This is a genomic window from Bacillus sp. GM2, assembly GCF_056155945.1.
This window is the reverse complement of the sequence record NZ_JBRKSZ010000008.1, coordinates 1,586,898-1,603,668: the sequence shown is the minus strand read 5'-3', so window position 1 is coordinate 1,603,668 and position 16,771 is coordinate 1,586,898. Positions and strand designations below refer to the sequence as shown.

Annotated in this window: 16 protein-coding genes and 1 pseudogene; 1 reads left to right on the top strand and 16 read right to left on the bottom strand. The window is 46.7% G+C overall.

Annotated elements, in window-relative coordinates; genetic code table 11:
- Nucleotides 1-13: 13 nt before the first annotated feature.
- From ACVC9U_RS22660 to ACVC9U_RS22645, 4 genes are read right to left on the bottom strand one after another with little or no spacing between them, the layout of a single operon-like run.
- Complete coding sequence (locus tag ACVC9U_RS22660; protein WP_048349943.1) at nucleotides 14-373, bottom strand: phage holin family protein; 360 nt, start codon at nucleotides 371-373, stop codon at nucleotides 14-16.
- Complete coding sequence (locus ACVC9U_RS22655) at nucleotides 370-570, bottom strand: PspC domain-containing protein (protein WP_003185633.1); 201 nt, start codon at nucleotides 568-570, stop codon at nucleotides 370-372. The genes ACVC9U_RS22660 and ACVC9U_RS22655 overlap by 4 nt, the downstream gene beginning before the upstream one ends.
- Nucleotides 571-574: 4 nt before the next feature.
- The gene (locus tag ACVC9U_RS22650; protein ID WP_048349942.1) at nucleotides 575-1,669 is read right to left on the bottom strand and encodes a DUF4097 family beta strand repeat-containing protein; all 1,095 of its coding nucleotides are present in this window, start codon (nucleotides 1,667-1,669) and stop codon (nucleotides 575-577) included.
- Between the two features lie 25 nt (nucleotides 1,670-1,694).
- Nucleotides 1,695-2,021, bottom strand: coding sequence for a membrane protein (locus ACVC9U_RS22645; RefSeq protein WP_048349941.1), 327 nt, complete (start codon nucleotides 2,019-2,021; stop codon nucleotides 1,695-1,697).
- A gap of 214 nt (nucleotides 2,022-2,235) precedes the next feature.
- Here ACVC9U_RS22645 and ACVC9U_RS22640 point away from each other — a divergent pair, with 214 nt between their 5' ends.
- Nucleotides 2,236-2,466: a hypothetical protein gene (locus ACVC9U_RS22640; protein ID WP_048349940.1), complete on the top strand. Its 231-nt coding sequence runs from the start codon at nucleotides 2,236-2,238 to the stop codon at nucleotides 2,464-2,466.
- 6 nt (nucleotides 2,467-2,472) lie between these two features.
- On the opposite strand, the pseudogene ACVC9U_RS22635 reads toward ACVC9U_RS22640, so the two are convergent.
- The 12 genes and pseudogenes from ACVC9U_RS22635 to ftsE all read right to left on the bottom strand — a co-directional run bounded on the left by ACVC9U_RS22635 (nucleotide 2,473) and on the right by ftsE (nucleotide 16,717).
- Nucleotides 2,473-2,842 (bottom strand): annotated as a pseudogene (locus tag ACVC9U_RS22635) (VOC family protein).
- 143 nt (nucleotides 2,843-2,985) lie between these two features.
- Nucleotides 2,986-5,859, bottom strand: a complete 2,874-nt coding sequence (gene uvrA, locus ACVC9U_RS22630; RefSeq protein ID WP_441391590.1) for an excinuclease ABC subunit UvrA — start codon at nucleotides 5,857-5,859, stop codon at nucleotides 2,986-2,988.
- Nucleotides 5,860-5,866: 7 nt separating this feature from the next.
- Nucleotides 5,867-7,852 (bottom strand): excinuclease ABC subunit UvrB, encoded by a 1,986-nt coding sequence (gene uvrB, locus ACVC9U_RS22625; RefSeq protein ID WP_003185651.1) that lies wholly within the window; start codon nucleotides 7,850-7,852, stop codon nucleotides 5,867-5,869.
- Nucleotides 7,853-8,035: 183 nt separating this feature from the next.
- Nucleotides 8,036-8,269, bottom strand: a complete 234-nt coding sequence (locus ACVC9U_RS22620) for a CsbA family protein (RefSeq protein ID WP_020453089.1) — start codon at nucleotides 8,267-8,269, stop codon at nucleotides 8,036-8,038.
- 118 nt (nucleotides 8,270-8,387) lie between these two features.
- The gene (locus ACVC9U_RS22615; protein ID WP_145651236.1) at nucleotides 8,388-8,681 is read right to left on the bottom strand and encodes a DUF5316 domain-containing protein; all 294 of its coding nucleotides are present in this window, start codon (nucleotides 8,679-8,681) and stop codon (nucleotides 8,388-8,390) included.
- Nucleotides 8,682-8,806: 125 nt separating this feature from the next.
- Entirely contained in the window at nucleotides 8,807-10,042 is a 1,236-nt protein-coding gene (locus tag ACVC9U_RS22610) for a PDZ domain-containing protein (protein ID WP_441391587.1), read from the bottom strand.
- A 273-nt stretch (nucleotides 10,043-10,315) separates the two neighbouring features.
- On the bottom strand, nucleotides 10,316-10,669 hold the full coding sequence (gene swrA / locus ACVC9U_RS22605) for a swarming motility protein SwrAA (protein ID WP_003185659.1): 354 nt from the start codon (nucleotides 10,667-10,669) through the stop codon (nucleotides 10,316-10,318).
- Between the two features lie 352 nt (nucleotides 10,670-11,021).
- The gene (gene ctpB, locus ACVC9U_RS22600) at nucleotides 11,022-12,461 is read right to left on the bottom strand and encodes a carboxy-terminal processing protease CtpB (protein WP_009329656.1); all 1,440 of its coding nucleotides are present in this window, start codon (nucleotides 12,459-12,461) and stop codon (nucleotides 11,022-11,024) included.
- Nucleotides 12,462-12,590: 129 nt separating this feature from the next.
- Nucleotides 12,591-13,649, bottom strand: coding sequence for a tartrate dehydrogenase (locus ACVC9U_RS22595; protein WP_003185664.1), 1,059 nt, complete (start codon nucleotides 13,647-13,649; stop codon nucleotides 12,591-12,593).
- A gap of 155 nt (nucleotides 13,650-13,804) precedes the next feature.
- The gene (locus ACVC9U_RS22590) at nucleotides 13,805-15,055 is read right to left on the bottom strand and encodes a murein hydrolase activator EnvC family protein (protein ID WP_441391585.1); all 1,251 of its coding nucleotides are present in this window, start codon (nucleotides 15,053-15,055) and stop codon (nucleotides 13,805-13,807) included.
- 92 nt (nucleotides 15,056-15,147) lie between these two features.
- On the bottom strand, nucleotides 15,148-16,038 hold the full coding sequence (gene ftsX, locus ACVC9U_RS22585) for a permease-like cell division protein FtsX (protein ID WP_011198348.1): 891 nt from the start codon (nucleotides 16,036-16,038) through the stop codon (nucleotides 15,148-15,150).
- Complete coding sequence (gene ftsE / locus ACVC9U_RS22580) at nucleotides 16,031-16,717, bottom strand: cell division ATP-binding protein FtsE (protein ID WP_003185670.1); 687 nt, start codon at nucleotides 16,715-16,717, stop codon at nucleotides 16,031-16,033. The genes ftsX and ftsE overlap by 8 nt, the downstream gene beginning before the upstream one ends.
- Nucleotides 16,718-16,771: the final 54 nt, after the last annotated feature.

Below are 16,771 nucleotides of genomic sequence, written 5' to 3'. Positions count from 1 at the left end.
ATCAGACTTCAACTTATTTTTTGGACATCGGTTCGATAATTGCTTTTTGAATGAGCAAGTGGAAAACCGATAGGACGATCGACGCAAAAATGGCTGTCCCAAAGCCGTCCAGGTCAAAACTGTCCCCCATAATGGATGCGGTCATATAAAGAGTAATCGCATTGATGATAAATAAAAATAAACCTAACGTAATCACCGTGACAGGCAGCGTCAAAATCACCAGCACCGGCTTCACAAACATATTTAAGATCGATAAAATCAAGCTTGCCGTAATGGCTGCTCCGATGCTTCTGACGTGAACCGCATCAAAGTAACCGGCAATGACAATTAATAATAAGGCATTGACAAGAACGTTTATAATCCATCTCATCATCTGTTGACGTCTCCTTCATTCGGCACAAGGAATACCCAGACAATATAAATCAGCAGGACGGGAACTCCGGTCGAAAATATAAATAATAGAACCGTAATGATTCTCAGCAATGACGCATCCATATTTAAATATTCAGCAAGACCTCCGACGACCCCGGCAATCTTTCTGTCTGTTTCGGATCGAAATAGCCTTTTCATTGTATCACTCCTGTGTATGGTTTAAATGGATCGATCCTGTCTTCGATTCCAAAAACACGGTCATGCTATGATCATGATTTTGATTTGCTTTTAGGTACATTTCCTTCTGGATTGTCTCGTTTTTTTCCTTTAAAATTTCTGCATCTGAAAGATCATGAGACAGAGAACCGAGATTGCTTTTCAGCTCCGCTGTAACAGCGCAGTCCCGGGGAACATTCAACTCTACGCTTCCAGTCGTTGTTTTCACATATGCCGTCCGGCAGTGCGGATTTTTGACTGTTGCCGCGATATTGCCGTTAAAGCTCTGCAGGTCAAGCGCCTCGCATGAACCTTTAAGGTCGATCAATCCATTGATGGTTTCCGCTTCAATCTCTCCGCAAGTATGGTCGGCTAGTTTGATTTGTCCATTTGCAGTTTCCAATGAAGCTTTTCCTGCCGTGAGAGCAGAGAACGACAGCACGCCGTTCGTCGTTTTGGCGGACAGCTCTTTTACGTTTAAATGTTCCCCTCTGACCGGGCCGTTAAACAGTTTAAAGCGGATTTTGCCGTACTCTTTGTCCGGTATATAGACGGTAAGGTTGGTCTTCATCGTTTTTTTCTCGGTACGGATCATGAACTTATCGCCTTCCACACCGCAGTCGATATGCTGGAGAAAAGCCTGCCTTGCTTCATCCTGATTTTCAGCCCGGTACACTTTTGCCTGGCATTCGACTCTGATGTCGGAATCGCTCCATGGTACAAGGTTGACGCTGCCGTTGGCAAGCTGAATATCCAGAGTCGAAAAATCAGTGTCTTTAAACTGGAATATATGCTGGACATCGTACGAGTGCCCGAAATTCAAATCCAAGTCTGCTTCTTTTACTTTTTTTACAGCGGTATCAATCCATTCGAACAGTTTTGAACCGATCGAAGGCTTCGGTTCTTTTTTCTTTTCGCCGTAGAAGTCCTCCGAATCAATGACATCCTCAGACAGGGCTGTCACCTTGCTCTCGGTTTCCTTGTAGTCTTCTTCAAGTTTTTCGATCAGGATCAGCGCCTCTTTTGCAGACAGCTTTCCTTCCTCGACCAATTTTAAAATTCGTTCTTTCTCATGCTTCATGAAAAGCTCCCCCGTTCTCCTTCTTTTAGGCCTGAGTCAGCATTTTAATCCCTTGAACTACGTTCCAGACCACAATAATCAAACTGATGATCCCGAAAAAAACGAAACCTCCGATCATGAAAATGACCGCCAAATAACCGCCGTCACCAAAGATAAGCGTACCGCTTATCGCGCCTGCTGCCAATATGACTACGCTTATAAACGGAATAATATGCGAAATAAGCGAACGCATCGCATGCTTTTTCGTTTCTTGATCATCTGTTATAAAATACGCTGCGATTGGCAAAATAAGCGCGGCAAAAAAAACACTAAAATAACAAATTGAAGAAATCAGCGCGTTGTTTCTCGTCATACATAACACTCCTTATGATGTAAACCGTTCTTTGTGAGTCTAATGTACAGTGACCTTATACTTAGTTTACGTGTATCATGGCCTTTAGGTTACATTTTCATTCGATCGGCGTGCGTCAAACTTCGCAAATTGATTTTTTTAGATTTTATGAATAGATTCTTTTATTATAACCCTTTAAAATATGTGGCAAAGCCAATGAAAAGGAGCGAGCGTTATGAAACAGAAATCGGAAGTATACGCCTCATCCGCCTCCCAGCTTCTTAGTCTGATTCAGGAACAAAAAAGGATGAATCAGGAGATCGTGAACCGATTGGAATCGTTCAATTCCGCTCCTCCGCTTTCCAGCGAAATCCGCTATTTAAAGGTTCTGCTGAACAGCAGCAGCACCCATATTTTAAACAGTATGAGTGAAGCGACCAAACACATCAGCCGGACTGAACGTTAACCGTTTTCATGATATTTCAACCAGATTTCCGTCGGGATCTCTGATATAAACCGAAACGACCGGCCCTTCAGCGCCCATTCGCTCTGCGGGGCCTTCTTCAATTTTAATGGACAGCCCCTCCAGATGACGAATCACATCATCAATGCCGGCATTTGTATGAAACACAGGTCTGCGGAGCCGGGCATCGGGTGCTGTGCCTTCGGCTCAAACTATTTTCCGGCTTCGTGGAGGTTTATTTTTTGCCTGCCGAATGTCGCGCTTTTCTTCCTTCTCGAAAAGTGACCGCATTCAACCCCGGCACACGGCTGTAAAAATCACATGTCGCATCAATGTCTTTTACAGTCAGTACCAAATGATCCATGCGATCGATCTTCATCACCCCATCCCCCTTTATTGTTTGTTTTTTTACGTTATAACAGCTATTGAATAAAAGAGCAATGAAAATCTTTTTGAACAAAGCTTGCCGCGGATCATTCGGCCATTGAAAAAGCTGCCGACGTGACATCGGCAGCTTTTTCTTTACGGTCTGACAGCTTCTTTTTCTTTAAGCCGCTTCTTCATTCTGTTTTTGTCGCGTTCAATGATCGGTTTTAAATAACGGCCGGTATATGACCCTTCGACTTTCACGACTTCTTCGGGAGGTCCGGCAGCCACGATCATTCCCCCGCCGTCTCCGCCTTCAGGACCCAAGTCGATCAAATAATCAGCCGCTTTTATAATATCTAGATTGTGTTCGATTACAAGCACGGTATCTCCATTGTCGACCAGGCGCTGCAGAACGGCCAAAAGCCTTGCGATATCATCGACGTGCAGTCCTGTCGTCGGCTCGTCCAAAATATAAAGGGATCTTCCCGTTGAACGGCGGTGAAGTTCAGATGCCAATTTGACCCGCTGCGCTTCTCCCCCGGAAAGCGTTGTAGCCGGCTGTCCGAGCGTAATATAGCCAAGACCGACATCATAGAGGGTCTGCAGCTTGCGCTTGATTTTCGGGATGTTCTCAAAAAATTGAACGGCATTCTCGACCGTCATCTCAAGCACGTCAGAGATATTTTTGCCTTTGTACGTAACCTGAAGCGTTTCACGGTTGTATCTCTTTCCGTGGCAAACCTCACAAGGAACGTATACATCGGGCAGGAAGTGCATCTCGATTTTAATGATTCCGTCGCCTTTGCAGGCCTCACAGCGTCCGCCTTTGACGTTAAAGCTGAAGCGCCCTTTCTTGTATCCTCTGACTTTCGCTTCATTCGTCTGGGCAAACACGTCGCGGATGTCATCGAACACGCCGGTATATGTGGCCGGATTTGACCTCGGCGTCCGGCCGATCGGAGACTGGTCAATATCGATCACTTTATCGAGGTGCTCGATTCCTTTTATTTCTTTGTATTCTCCCGGTTTCGTCTTAGCCCGATGCAGCTTCTGAGCCAGCGTTTTGTGGAGAATTTCATTAACGAGCGTGCTTTTCCCTGATCCCGATACCCCGGTAACAGCTGTGAACACGCCGAGCGGAAATTTCACGGAAACATTTTTCAAGTTGTTTTCCTTTGCCCCTTTTACCTCGATAAAGCGGTTGTCAGGCTTTCTTCTCTCGGCAGGAAGAGGAATGAATTTTTTCCCTGAAAGATATTGCCCTGTCAGAGATTGATCATCGTTCATCACTTCTTCCGGCGTTCCGGCGGAGATCACTTCTCCCCCGTGTACACCCGCGCCGGGCCCGATATCGATTAAATAATCGGCGGCAAGCATTGTATCCTCGTCATGCTCGACGACGATCAATGTGTTTCCGATATCCCTCATGTTTTTGAGCGTCTCAATCAGGCGGTCGTTATCGCGTTGATGAAGACCGATTGACGGCTCATCAAGGATGTAAAGGACACCGGTCAGCCTTGAGCCGATTTGCGTTGCAAGCCTGATCCGCTGCGCTTCTCCCCCCGACAGAGTGCCGGCTGCGCGGCTGAGCGTCAAATAGTCAAGCCCGACATTGTTCAAGAATCCGAGCCTTTCTTCAATCTCCCGCAAAATGAGGTTGGCGATCTTCATGTCTTTTTCCGAAAGATCAAGTTCACGGAAAAATTGAAGGGCGTTAGCTACCGACATTTCGGTTATCTTACCGATGTGAAGGCCGTTAATCAGCACGGCGAGGGATTCCTTTTTCAGACGGTAGCCTTTGCATGAAGGGCACGGCTGATTAGCCATATATTTTTCCATCAGTTCACGAACGTAATCCGAGCTGGTTTCTTTATAGCGCCTTTCGATATTGCGGATGACGCCTTCGAACTCAATGTAGTTTTCCCGGACTTGTCCGAAGTCGTTTTCATATCTGAAATAAATCTGCTCGCCTCCGCTGCCGTAGAGGATTTTCTCAAGGTGGTGCTTCGGCAGGTCTCTGACCGGAATATCCATATCGATTCCATAGTGGCTGCATACCGCTTCAAGCAGCTTCGGATAATATTGGGAGCTCTGCGGTTCCCAAGGTGCAATCGCATTCTCCTTTAGAGACAGCTCATCGTTTGGAATGACGAGCTCTACATCGACTTCCAGCTTGGACCCGAGGCCGTCGCAGCTCGGACATGCGCCGAACGGGCTGTTGAAAGAAAACATCCTCGGCTCCAGTTCCCCAATTGAAAAACCGCAGTGCGGACAGGCATGGTGCTCGCTGAACAGCAGCTCTTCCTGCCCGATCACGTCGATGATCACACGGCCTTCGCCGAGGCGGAGCGCCGTTTCGAGCGAGTCTGTGAGACGGGCGGTTACGCCTTCTTTTATGACGATGCGGTCGACGACGACTTCGATCGAATGCTTTTTATTCTTTTCGAGCTCGATGTCCTCTGAGAGGTCGTTCATTTCGCCGTCGATCCGGACTCTCACATAGCCTTGTTTTCTGATTTGTTCGAGCACTTTCACGTGCGATCCTTTTCTTCCCGAGACGATCGGCGCAAGCACCTGGATCTTCGTCCGCTCGGGATAATCCAAAATTCTGTCCGTCATCTGTTCGATCGTTTGCGAGGTAATTTCAATGCCGTGAACAGGGCAAACCGGCTTTCCGATTCTGGCAAACAGCAGCCGGAGATAATCGTAGATTTCCGTCACCGTTCCGACTGTCGACCGGGGGTTCCGGCTCGTTGTTTTCTGATCGATGCTGATCGCCGGCGACAGGCCTTCAATCGCATCGACGTCGGGTTTGTCCATCTGTCCTAAAAACTGGCGGGCATATGCGGAGAGAGACTCGACATAGCGCCGCTGCCCCTCTGCATATATCGTATCGAACGCAAGGGATGATTTCCCTGATCCCGAAAGACCTGTCAAAACGACAAGCTGATCCCTCGGAATAGAGACATCGATATTTTTCAGGTTATGGGCCCTTGCACCTTTCACCTCAATTCGTTTCGTTGCCATTTTCTATTCATCCTTCCGATTTTAACTCTAGGAGCAAGTCGCGAAGCTCGGCGGCGCGTTCAAAGTCAAGCGCTTTTGCCGCTTCCTTCATGTCGCTTTCCATTTGAGCGATCACTTTTTCCCGCTCTTTCTTCGTCATCTTCGAAAGCTTCGGCTCCTCTTTCACTTGATATTCTTCCTGGTCTTCAGCAGCATGAGTTGCCCGGATGACGTCCCTGATCTTTTTGTTGATCGTTTTCGGCGTAATGCCGTGTTTCTCATTATAAGCCTCCTGCTGTTCGCGGCGGCGCTTCGTTTCATTGATTGCGATTTCCATCGAGTTGGTGATTTTGTCGGCATACATGATTACGCGGCCTTCGGCATTTCTGGCGGCGCGGCCGATCGTTTGGATGAGCGAGCGTTCGGACCGCAAAAAGCCTTCTTTGTCTGCGTCAAGAATGGCGACGAGTGAAACCTCAGGAATATCGAGTCCTTCCCTCAGCAGGTTGATGCCGACGAGAACGTCATGCTTGCCGAGGCGAAGGTCGCGTATGATCTCGATCCGCTCCAGCGTTTTAATCTCTGAATGCAGGTACGTGACCTTGATACCGATTTCCTTCAGATAATCCGTCAAATCCTCGGACATTTTTTTCGTCAGCGTCGTGACGAGGACGCGTTCATTCCGCTCGATTCTCTGCTGGATTTCACCGATCAGATCATCGATCTGCCCTTCAATCGGCCTTACCTCAATAATCGGATCGAGCAGCCCTGTCGGCCGGATGATCTGCTCTACCATTTCAGGCGTATGCTCAAGTTCATAAGGCCCCGGCGTAGCCGACACATACACGATGTTGTGAATGTGCTTTTCAAACTCTTCAAACCTGAGCGGACGGTTATCCAAAGCGGAAGGCAGCCTGAATCCGTGATCGACGAGAACCTGTTTTCTCGCCTGGTCTCCGTTGTACATTCCTCTGATCTGCGGTATGGTGACATGCGACTCATCTATGACCATCAGGAAATCATCCGGAAAGTAATCGAGCAGCGTATATGGAGTCGAACCTGCCGGACGAAGCGTCAAATGTCTTGAATAGTTTTCGATGCCCGAGCAAAAGCCCATTTCGCGCATCATTTCCAAATCGTATCTCGTCCGCTGTTCCAGACGCTGCGCTTCAAGGAGCTTGCCTTCTTCACGAAGCGCTTTGAGGCGCTCTTCCAGCTCCTCTTCAATGTTTATGATCGCTTTCTTCATCTTTTCTTCCCGGGTGACGAAGTGGGAAGCCGGGAAGATCGCGACGTGTTCCCTCTCCCCTAAAATTTCGCCAGTCAGGGCATCCACTTCCCTGATCCGTTCGATTTCGTCCCCGAAAAATTCAACTCGGACGCAGTGCTCATCCCTTGAAGCCGGAAAGATCTCGACGACATCGCCGCGCACCCTGAATGTTCCGCGCTGAAAATCGATGTCATTCCGCGCATATTGGATGTCAACGAGCTTTCTGAGCAGCTCATTCCGCTCGATTTCCATTTCCGTTCTGAGCGAGAGCACCATTTCCCTGTATTCCTCAGGAGAACCCAAGCCGTAAATACAAGAGACACTCGCCACAATGATGACATCTTTGCGTTCAAAAAGAGCAGACGTGGCAGAGTGCCTTAATTTATCAATCTCATCGTTAATGCTGGCATCTTTTTCGATAAATGTATCAGTCTGGGGCACGTAGGCCTCAGGCTGGTAATAGTCATAATAGCTGACAAAATATTCGACTGCGTTGTTGGGGAAAAATTCTTTAAACTCGCTGTAAAGCTGTCCGGCGAGCGTTTTGTTGTGGGCGATGACGAGAGTCGGTTTGTTGACTTCTTTAATCACGTTTGACATCGTAAACGTCTTTCCTGTACCGGTCGCCCCCAAAAGCGTCTGATGCTTTCTGCCTTCATTGATCCCTTTGACAAGCTGATCAATCGCTTTCGGCTGATCCCCCTGGGGCTGATAATTCGAGACTAATTCAAAGCGGTCTTTCACAAAAAAGCCTCCGTTTCTTTACGAAATCTTCCTGTTTATTATTTTAACACACCCGAAGCAAAAATACGAACTAAAGTTCGGTTTCTGTGTTTTCCCACAAAAGCCGGCCCTTCCTGATCTATCAAAAAACCCCTCCTTTTTGTCATCAAAAGCAGGGCTTCACGGTAATCATTCTTACGGTTTCTATGAGTCTTCCTTCTTTTCGCCCGCCTTTTTCGCCGCATAGAGCGAACCGGCCACGAGCGAGACGATATCAAGTCCTACAATAAAAAAGGTTTCCGTATAACCTTTTAAATATGAAGCGAATAACAGCGCTGCGGTCAGCGCAATCCCGACGTAATGGTTATAGGTCACCCTTGTAAAAAACAAGACAAGCAAGAAAGGAAATATCAGTGCAAAAACGGCTTTTGTAAACACAAAAACCCTCCTCACGTTTCTTGATCTTATTCGATTATATTAAAGAACAAAGAAACGGACAAACATGGACACTCATTCATTTTGTCCATTATCATGCCGCGTTATTCGGAATCAGACGTTAAAAGGCGAAAAAGAACGAGATTCCGGCGGCCAGGAGGTTCGGCATGGCGAAAACGGCGAGTGCGTTTGCCAGTTTGCCGTTCCACTCCCTGTGCTCCTTCGTTTCCGAATCGTGATTTCCCCTGAACCGATCACCGCTGACAAATACACCGGAGCATAAAGCAGACAGCAGAATCGCGCCTAGTCCGGCGGCTCCCGAAACTTTAAAAATCAACGTCCAATCCCCGGCCGCAGCCGAAATCAATACAGCTATCAAACAAACAAAAGCACCGGCGAGAAAAGCCTTTTTCATCAATCATTCTCCTTCAATCAGTTCTATCCATCATCCTAGCGGAACGTTTTGTAAAAGACAACCGAAAAGTTTCCCCAAAAGGAAAAGCAAAAGCGCCCGAAAAAGCGGCGCTTTATTAACATCAATTATTCTGTTTCTTGTGAGGCGGCTGCCTCGGCATGCTTCATCGCCGCATCCTCTTCTTTTACAAAGATGATGCCAAGCTCATGATGCTCTCCTTCATATGAAGCTCTTTGTTCAAAACGAATTTCATTGTTTAAACCGACGACTTCAAGTTTGAAGAAAGCACGGTTCTTCTGAAGCGCTTCGTAGAAATCCGCCGCGTTTTTCACTGCAGTCCCGTTGACCTTCGTGATGATTTCGCCGATCTTGAGACCGAGATCGGCTGCCGGAGTGTTCGGAATAATCCCGAGCACCACGAGCCCCTGGTCTCTCTTTGAAAAATGGAAAGGGGCGGAATTGTCGTTCATCCGCTGCTTCCAGGATAAAAAGGCCCTTCCTGCGATCGCTGCTCCGGCGGCAAGGGCGGCAAGCGGAGTCCACCATATGCTTCCGGCCGCGATCAGCAGAATGATGATGCCAAGCACGCTGATGCGCTTCGCTGTAATTTTAATGCTTTCAATCGGAAGCGATCCTTGAACCCTTTGGCCGAAGCCGATGAAATACGGAATCCACAAGAGCTCAAAGCCGCCGTTAAATGACAAAACAGGCCACCACGGAACAGATGATTCGATCGCATGTCCCGGAATAAGAATAAACAACGGCAGAAGCCAGGTTCTGCCCGCAATCTGCTGTCCGATCGGGAGACCCCTTGTGCTCATGACAATCGCAGGGGACGTTTTGATATGTGCCGTTTTATAGACAAGCACTCCTTCCGCCACCAACAGAAGTCCGAGCAAGACGGCAGCAGCCGACCAATTCGCGAGGGACAGCTGCGGCAGAAACGCGTCAAGCGCTCCGAAACCGGTGTATTCAATACATAAACCAACGACGATGCTCACGCCAAGCGTATATGCCGCTGACAGCAGACTCTGTCTGAAAGTTAAAGCTGCGGCAACGCTGACCGCCGCTATTAAAACCAGCATGCCCATCGGGAGATACAGCCCCAAGCCGAACGAAACAATGGACAGTACAAGTCCTGCCAGAAGTCCCTTGGAATATGTAAATTTGAACTCGTCATAAATATCTTCAATACGCGTATGGAACGTCTTTCTTTCACGTTTGATCCGGGCATAGCCGTAAGCAAGACTCATAATCATCATAAAATAGAAGAGCGGGTGCAAAAAGAACAATCCTGCTCCTTTTAAAAGTTCAATTAAGCTTTCTTCAACTGACAAGGGAACGTTCACCGCCTCAGCCAAGCATTTCAGGCCGCCTTCAACACGGCAGCTTTTTAACGTTGGATATTTTAAGGAAACCCAGCTTGTCTAAAGCGTCGGCACGAGGAAATGACGGGCGGCCGTTCAGGCGGGATGCCTGAGCCGTCAGCCGCAGAAACTTTCGTCATGATGCTTAAACGCCGGTGCTTTTCATGCGCATTCGTGACGACAAATGCTGGCACCTTTAGGCAAGCTGGTGCATTTTATTATTATTCTAACAAATAATAAAATGCTTGGGTATGGTAAACGTGAGGTTTATTTCTCCTGGCTCATCCAAAGCGTCACATTCGACAAAGAAAAATCTTTCAGGTAATGATTGACCTCGACATCAAGAATATCTCCTATCAGCTGCATTGACCGCTTGATGTCGGTCAGATTGATGCCGAGCCGCTTGTGGTTGTCCATCAAGTAGTTGAAATAAAGTTCCGCGCAATCCTCATTAATATCTTCCACACTTTCGACCGAAGTGTAGTTCACGAGGTATCTGCTGAACAGCATAAGCAATCCTACTGCCTTTGTAGCGGAAAACGTAACGTCTTGTGATCGAACTTTTAACTGCTCCACTAATTCATAGTATTTTTTCTCTCTCACAATACTTGCCCTTTTCAATCGTGTACCCCCATTTATTATTTATATATAAGAAAAGCGCTAGCGTCAGACGACTCCACCAACAGAGACGAAGAACGCAAACAGCGCTAACATTCTCCGCAAAAAAAATGCACACATTATAATTCTTGAAAAAGCTTTGGTTCTATATTAAAAAGTTTTCCTATGTTATACAACTTGCAAAAGTTACATTTTTACTGCATCTTTACATCCTTATAAAGTCTCCCATATACTTATGTTATCGGGTCAATTCTATTCATTATGAATGTTTTTTTTATGAAAAAGCAAAAATTTTAGGTAAAAAGATTGAGAATTTACTTTCTGAGAATAAAAAAAGTGAGGACATCCTGTGCCCTCACTTTTTGTTAAACAGCACTTTTAATGCGGCTTGCAGCTGAAGATCGTTCTTTTCATCCATCTTTTTCTCCTCAATCCGCAGGTTCATTGTATTTGCCGTTTTTTGGTCAATGATCCCTGTTTGCTTCAGCTTGTTTGCTGCCTGAAACGCCATGACGGCTTTTTTTGTGCTTTCATTGTAATAGCCGTCTTCCCGGCCGGGGACAAACCCGAGTCCTTTCAGCAGGAACTGCGCCCGCTTAATTTCATTGTTGTTCATATCCGGCTTGAGGGGTTCTTTCAGCTGTAAAGGCCCCGCCGAGAAATATGCAGGCTGCGTGACTGGAACGGTCGGCTGAATGCCCTGCTTATGGATCCAATTTCCTTTAGGTGTCAGCCATTTGTACAGCGTCAGCTTAATATTGCTACCGTCTCCCATCGGCACCGCCTGCTGGACGGTTCCCTTTCCAAAGGAAGGATCGCCAACCACGTCGTAGCCCTCGGCTTCTTTTAATGCGCCTGCAAGAATTTCCGAAGCCGAAGCGCTGCCCTTGTCCGTGATCACGCTCACAGGGTATGGTTTTTTCTCTTTTAATTTTGAGAAGTATTGTTTTTTATTTCCGTTTCTTTCGGCGATTTGTATATACGGATGATCTTTTGTCACAAAATGTTTTAAAATGTCTTCCACGCTTTGCAAGTACCCGCCCGGATTTCCTCTTACATCCAAAACGAGCCCTTTTATTCCCTTTTTCTCAAGCTTTTTCAGTTCAGCAGTAAAATCTTTTGCCGTATGTTCGGAAAAGGAAGATATTGCGATATAGCCGACAGGTTTATCCTGTACTTTCTTTATGGAAGCAAACACCGTTTCCAGCGGGATTTCATCGCGCTTAATCGTAAATGTCAGCTGGTCTTTCATTCCGGGTCGGTGAACTTTCAGTGTAACCGTCGATCCCTTTTTGCCTCTGATCTTTAATACGGCGTCATTCAAATCCATTCCGCTCATGGAATCGCCGTCGATGCTGATGATTTCATCGTTCGGCTTTAATCCGGCTTTCTCTGCCGGAGACTGTTTAAAAGGAGAAACGATAATGATTTTTCTGTCTTCCATTCCGATTTCTGCACCGATTCCTTCAAAAGAGGAATCAAGGGAATCTGAAAACCGCTTTGCCGTCTGTTTATCCATATAGACCGAGTATGGGTCATTCAATGTTGAAAGCATGCCCTGTATGGCTCCTTCCAACAGTTTTTCCCTGTCGACCTGCTCCACATATTCATTTGAAATCAGGTCATATGCTTTCTCAATTTTCTCCAATTCGTTTCTAGCGGTGCTTTTGGCTGCAGCTTCTTCAGCCGCTGATGCTTTTGAAACGACATCATGTAACGGAATCGGGCCGGCGCCTGTTACCAAGCCGCATAACAGGCTGAGCGCAATGATGAGCCGCACAATCTTCTGATTCATCCTATACCTCCTCTTCTGCCTGCACTATGTTTTGTTGCTTGATGTAGTATGCGCCAAAACCGCCCGTATCATGTAATCGATTTTCCATTCCACAGCAAAAAAAGCTGCCGGAGTGCTGGCAGCTTTCGCTTATATGGTCCTCACGCGCTTGATGATTTCTTCTGTCACATCATCCGTCGTACTTGAACCGCCGATATCAGGCGTTAAGTAGCCGCTCTTTAGAACGTCTTCAATCACGTCAAGCAATCTTGCACCGAGTTCTTCTTCCCCGAAATGATCGAGCATCATTTTTGCCGTCCAAATTTGGCCGATCGGATTGGCGATTCCTTTTCCGATGATGTCCGGAGCAGAGCCGTGCACAGGCTCAAACATAGATGGATATTTGCCGTTTACATTAATGTTGGCGGCCGGCGCCACACCTATGCTTCCCATAATCGCCGCCCCGATATCGGTCAAAATATCGCCGAATAAATTGCTGGCAACAATGACGTCAAGCTTCTCTGGCCTCGTTACAAAAAAGGCCGACAGCGCGTCAATGTGCTGCGAATCTGCGGTAATATCGGGGTAGTCTTTTGCCGTGTTCTCAAAGACTTCATCCCAAAAAGGCATTGAATAAACGATTCCGTTCGACTTTGTTGCGCTTGTGACATGCTTTTTCCGCTTAGCCGCCAACTCAAAAGCAAAGCGCATCGCCCTCTCCGCCCCTTTTCTTGAAAAAACGGCATTTTGAATGGCGATTTCATCTTCATCCCTGAAGATTCTGCCTCCGATCGAGCTGTATTCCCCTTCACTGTTTTCCCTGACGACAAGCAGATCGAAATCTTTTGGGTTGGCCAGCGGAGACTTGATTCCTTGCAAATATTTCGCAGGTCTAATGTTGATGACCTGTTCAAATTCGCGGCGGATTTTAATGAGCAGCCCCCACAGGGAAATATGGTCGGGGACAAGCTTGCTGTTTCCTACAGCCCCAAGAAAGATGCTGTCGAACTCTTTCAGCTGCTCCAAGCCGTCATCAGGCATCATTTCCCCGTGTTCCAAATAATACTCACAGCTGTATGGAAACTCCGTAAACCGAAATGAGAGTCCCCCGTGAACATCCGAAACCGCTTTCAAAACTCGTTGCGCAGCAGGTACGACTTCTTTCCCTACCCCGTCACCGGGTATGCTGGCAATGTTGAATACTTTCATTGGATCATCCCCTATTTCAAATTGTCGACTGTCGACAGTTGTCACTTTCATTCTATACCTTGTGTTATTTTCTGACAAGAATAAATTTTGAGAAAAACCCAGTTTGAATAACAAAAAGCCGATTCAGTCCATCTCCGGACGAATCGGCTTTCATTTTAAAGCGGTATATAATTGACCGGATCAACAGCATTGGATTTCGCGTTGTTCCAAAGGCCTTTATGAATTTCAAAGTGAAGATGCTGCCCGTAGGATTGGCCTGTATTTCCCATCGTTCCGATCACTTGTCCCTGTTCAACACGCTGGCCTGTCTGCACTTTAATTGAAGACATGTGAGCGTAGACCGTCTGATATGTTTGCCCGTTGATGTTATGGGTAATAAACACAACATTGCCGTAGCTGGACGAGTAATGGGCGTTATAGACCGTTCCGGCGGCGGCCGCATAAATCGGAACGCCTGAACCGCGCTTGGCGATGTCTACGCCGAAGTGATTTCCGAGCGAACGCTTTCCGAACCCGGAAGTAAATGTGCCGGAAGCAGGGCGGATAAAGCCTGAGCTGCTTGGTGCCGACGGTTTAGAAGAAGAGGCTTCCGATTGGCCGCTTGCAGCCCGGCGGCTCGCTTCAGCTTCCTGCTTTTTCCGATGCGCCTCTTCAGCTTTGATCGCTTCATCCTGACGCTTTAAAATTTCTGCTTCATTTTCGAGTGAACCAAGTTCTTCATGCGCATGATCTTTATCTTGCTTCACTTTTTTCATGACGTTTGCTTTCTCTTTTTGCTGCTTGTCGAGCGTCTTTTTTAAATCTTCCAGGTCTTTGAGCGCTTTTTCAAGGCTTTCAAGGTCCTTGCTCAGCTTAGTTTCCTTTTCCTCGACAAGCTGAAGATCGCGTTTTTGCTCTTCCATCAGGTCTTTATCAGCTTCTACAATTGTCGAAACCGCACCCGCGCGGCTGATGAAATCCCCGAAGCTTTTCGAGCCGAGAAGCACATCTATGTATTGAACAGAACCGCCGTTTTCCTGCATTGAGCGAACACGGTCTTTCAATATTTTATTGCGTTTCTCAATCTTTTCTTTAAGCTTTTTTATTTGCTTTTTCAGCTCTTCGATGCTTTTCTTTGTTTTATCGATTTCTTCATTTTTCTTTTCCAGCTTTTCATTCGTGTCCGTCATCTTACGGTCGATTTTCTCGATCTCGCTTCTCAGGCTTGCTTCCTTTGATTCAAGCTCTGAAAGCTCCTGTTTCGTTTTTTCGAGTTTTGACTCGTTTTCAGATTTTTTGCTTTGAACGTCGCTCTTTTTTTTCTCCAAGTCTTCATAAGCTAAAGCATGGTTGCTTTTTAAGGGAATCAGCACTGCCGACGATCCGAGCACAGCGGTCAGCCCCAGCGTCATTAGCTTTCTTTTCAACCTTGGTTCCTCCTTGCCTTCAGAATCAAGGGAGCCCGGCGCTTTGCAGGCATCCCAGCTTTAAACATGATACAACCGGCGAAAGCGCCGGTTTAAACTTTTAAGAATTTGCGAATCGACATCAAGCTTCCCCATACACCGATAACGGCTCCGATCAGCACCAGGATCGCTGAAATCTGGAAGACGAACGGATTGTACGGCAAGAGCTGTATGAAAGTGCCTTGAACTTTCGGAGCGATCCACTGAACGGCATGATGATACGTTCCGAGCAAAATAGCGATCGGAATGATAGAACCGCATACACCCAAGAGCAAACCTTCAATGAAAAATGGCCAGCGAATGAACCAGTTTGTCGCACCTACAAGTTTCATAATCTCGATTTCTTTGCGTCTCGCAAAAATCGTAATTTTGATCGTATTAGAAATTAAAAACATCGCCGTAAACAGCAGGCCGATGACCAATGCAATCCCGATGACTTTGGCGACATTGCTGATTTTAAACAAGCGGTCTACCTGCTCCTGTCCGTATGTCACCTTATAGACATTGGTCAGCTTCTCAAGCTTCTTGGCAGCTTTCGGTGTGTCTTGAGGGTCTTTTGTTTTTACGACAAATGCATCGTTCAGCGGGTTTTCCTGCTCGAACATCGCAAAGAATTTCCCGTCTTCCCCAAAGCTGTCTTTCAGGTTTTTGAGTTCTTCATCTTTAGATGAGTATTTGACACTGCTGATTTCCGGTATTTTCTTTATTTCTTTTTCCAATGTATTTTTTTGATCCTGGTTGGCCGTTAAGTCAACCAGCACTTTGACTTCGACTTCTTGTTCGGCTTTTAATGTCATATTGTATACGTTCAGCATGATGACCATGAACACGCCGACCAAGATAAGTGTAACTGTTACAGCACTGATGGATGCGAAAGTCATCCACGCGTTTCTCCCGAGAGATTTTAAGCTCTCGCGCAAATGCCGTCCGAGAGTTCTAATCATAAGAACCATACTCCCCTCTAGCTTCATCACGCACAATGACCCCGTCTTCGATTGCGATGACCCGTTTCTTCATGGTGTTTACGATTTCTTTGTTATGAGTCGCCATAACGACTGTTGTTCCGCGGTTGTTGATCTCTTCGAGCGTCTTCATGATTTCCCAAGACGTCTCAGGGTCAAGGTTTCCCGTCGGCTCGTCAGCGATCACGACATCAGGGTCGTTGACGATTGACCGCGCAATTGAAACCCGTTGCTGTTCTCCTCCGGACAGCTGATCAGGAAATTGCCTTGCTTTGTGCTTCAGCTGGACAAGATCAAGCACTTCAAGCACTTTTTTTCTGATCACCTCTGGGCGCTCCCCGATGACCTCTAAAGCAAATGCAACATTTTCAAACACCGTCAGCTTCGGCAGCAGTTTAAAGTCTTGGAATACAACGCCGATTTTCCTTCTGATAAAAGGAATCTCTTTTTCTTTGAGCTGCGCCAAATTTTTATTGTTTATGACAATCTTCCCTTTGGAAGGCTTTTCTTCGCGGTAAATCATTTTAATGAAGGTTGATTTTCCTGCTCCGCTCGGTCCTACAACATAAACAAATTCCCCGGGATATATAGAGATGCTTATTCCGTTCAGCGCCGAGACCCCGTTGGAATAAGTCTTATATACATCTTTTATTTCGATCATGTAATCACCTAATCTTTTATGTTTATACGGTCATACTCTTCGAAAGGGCCTGTC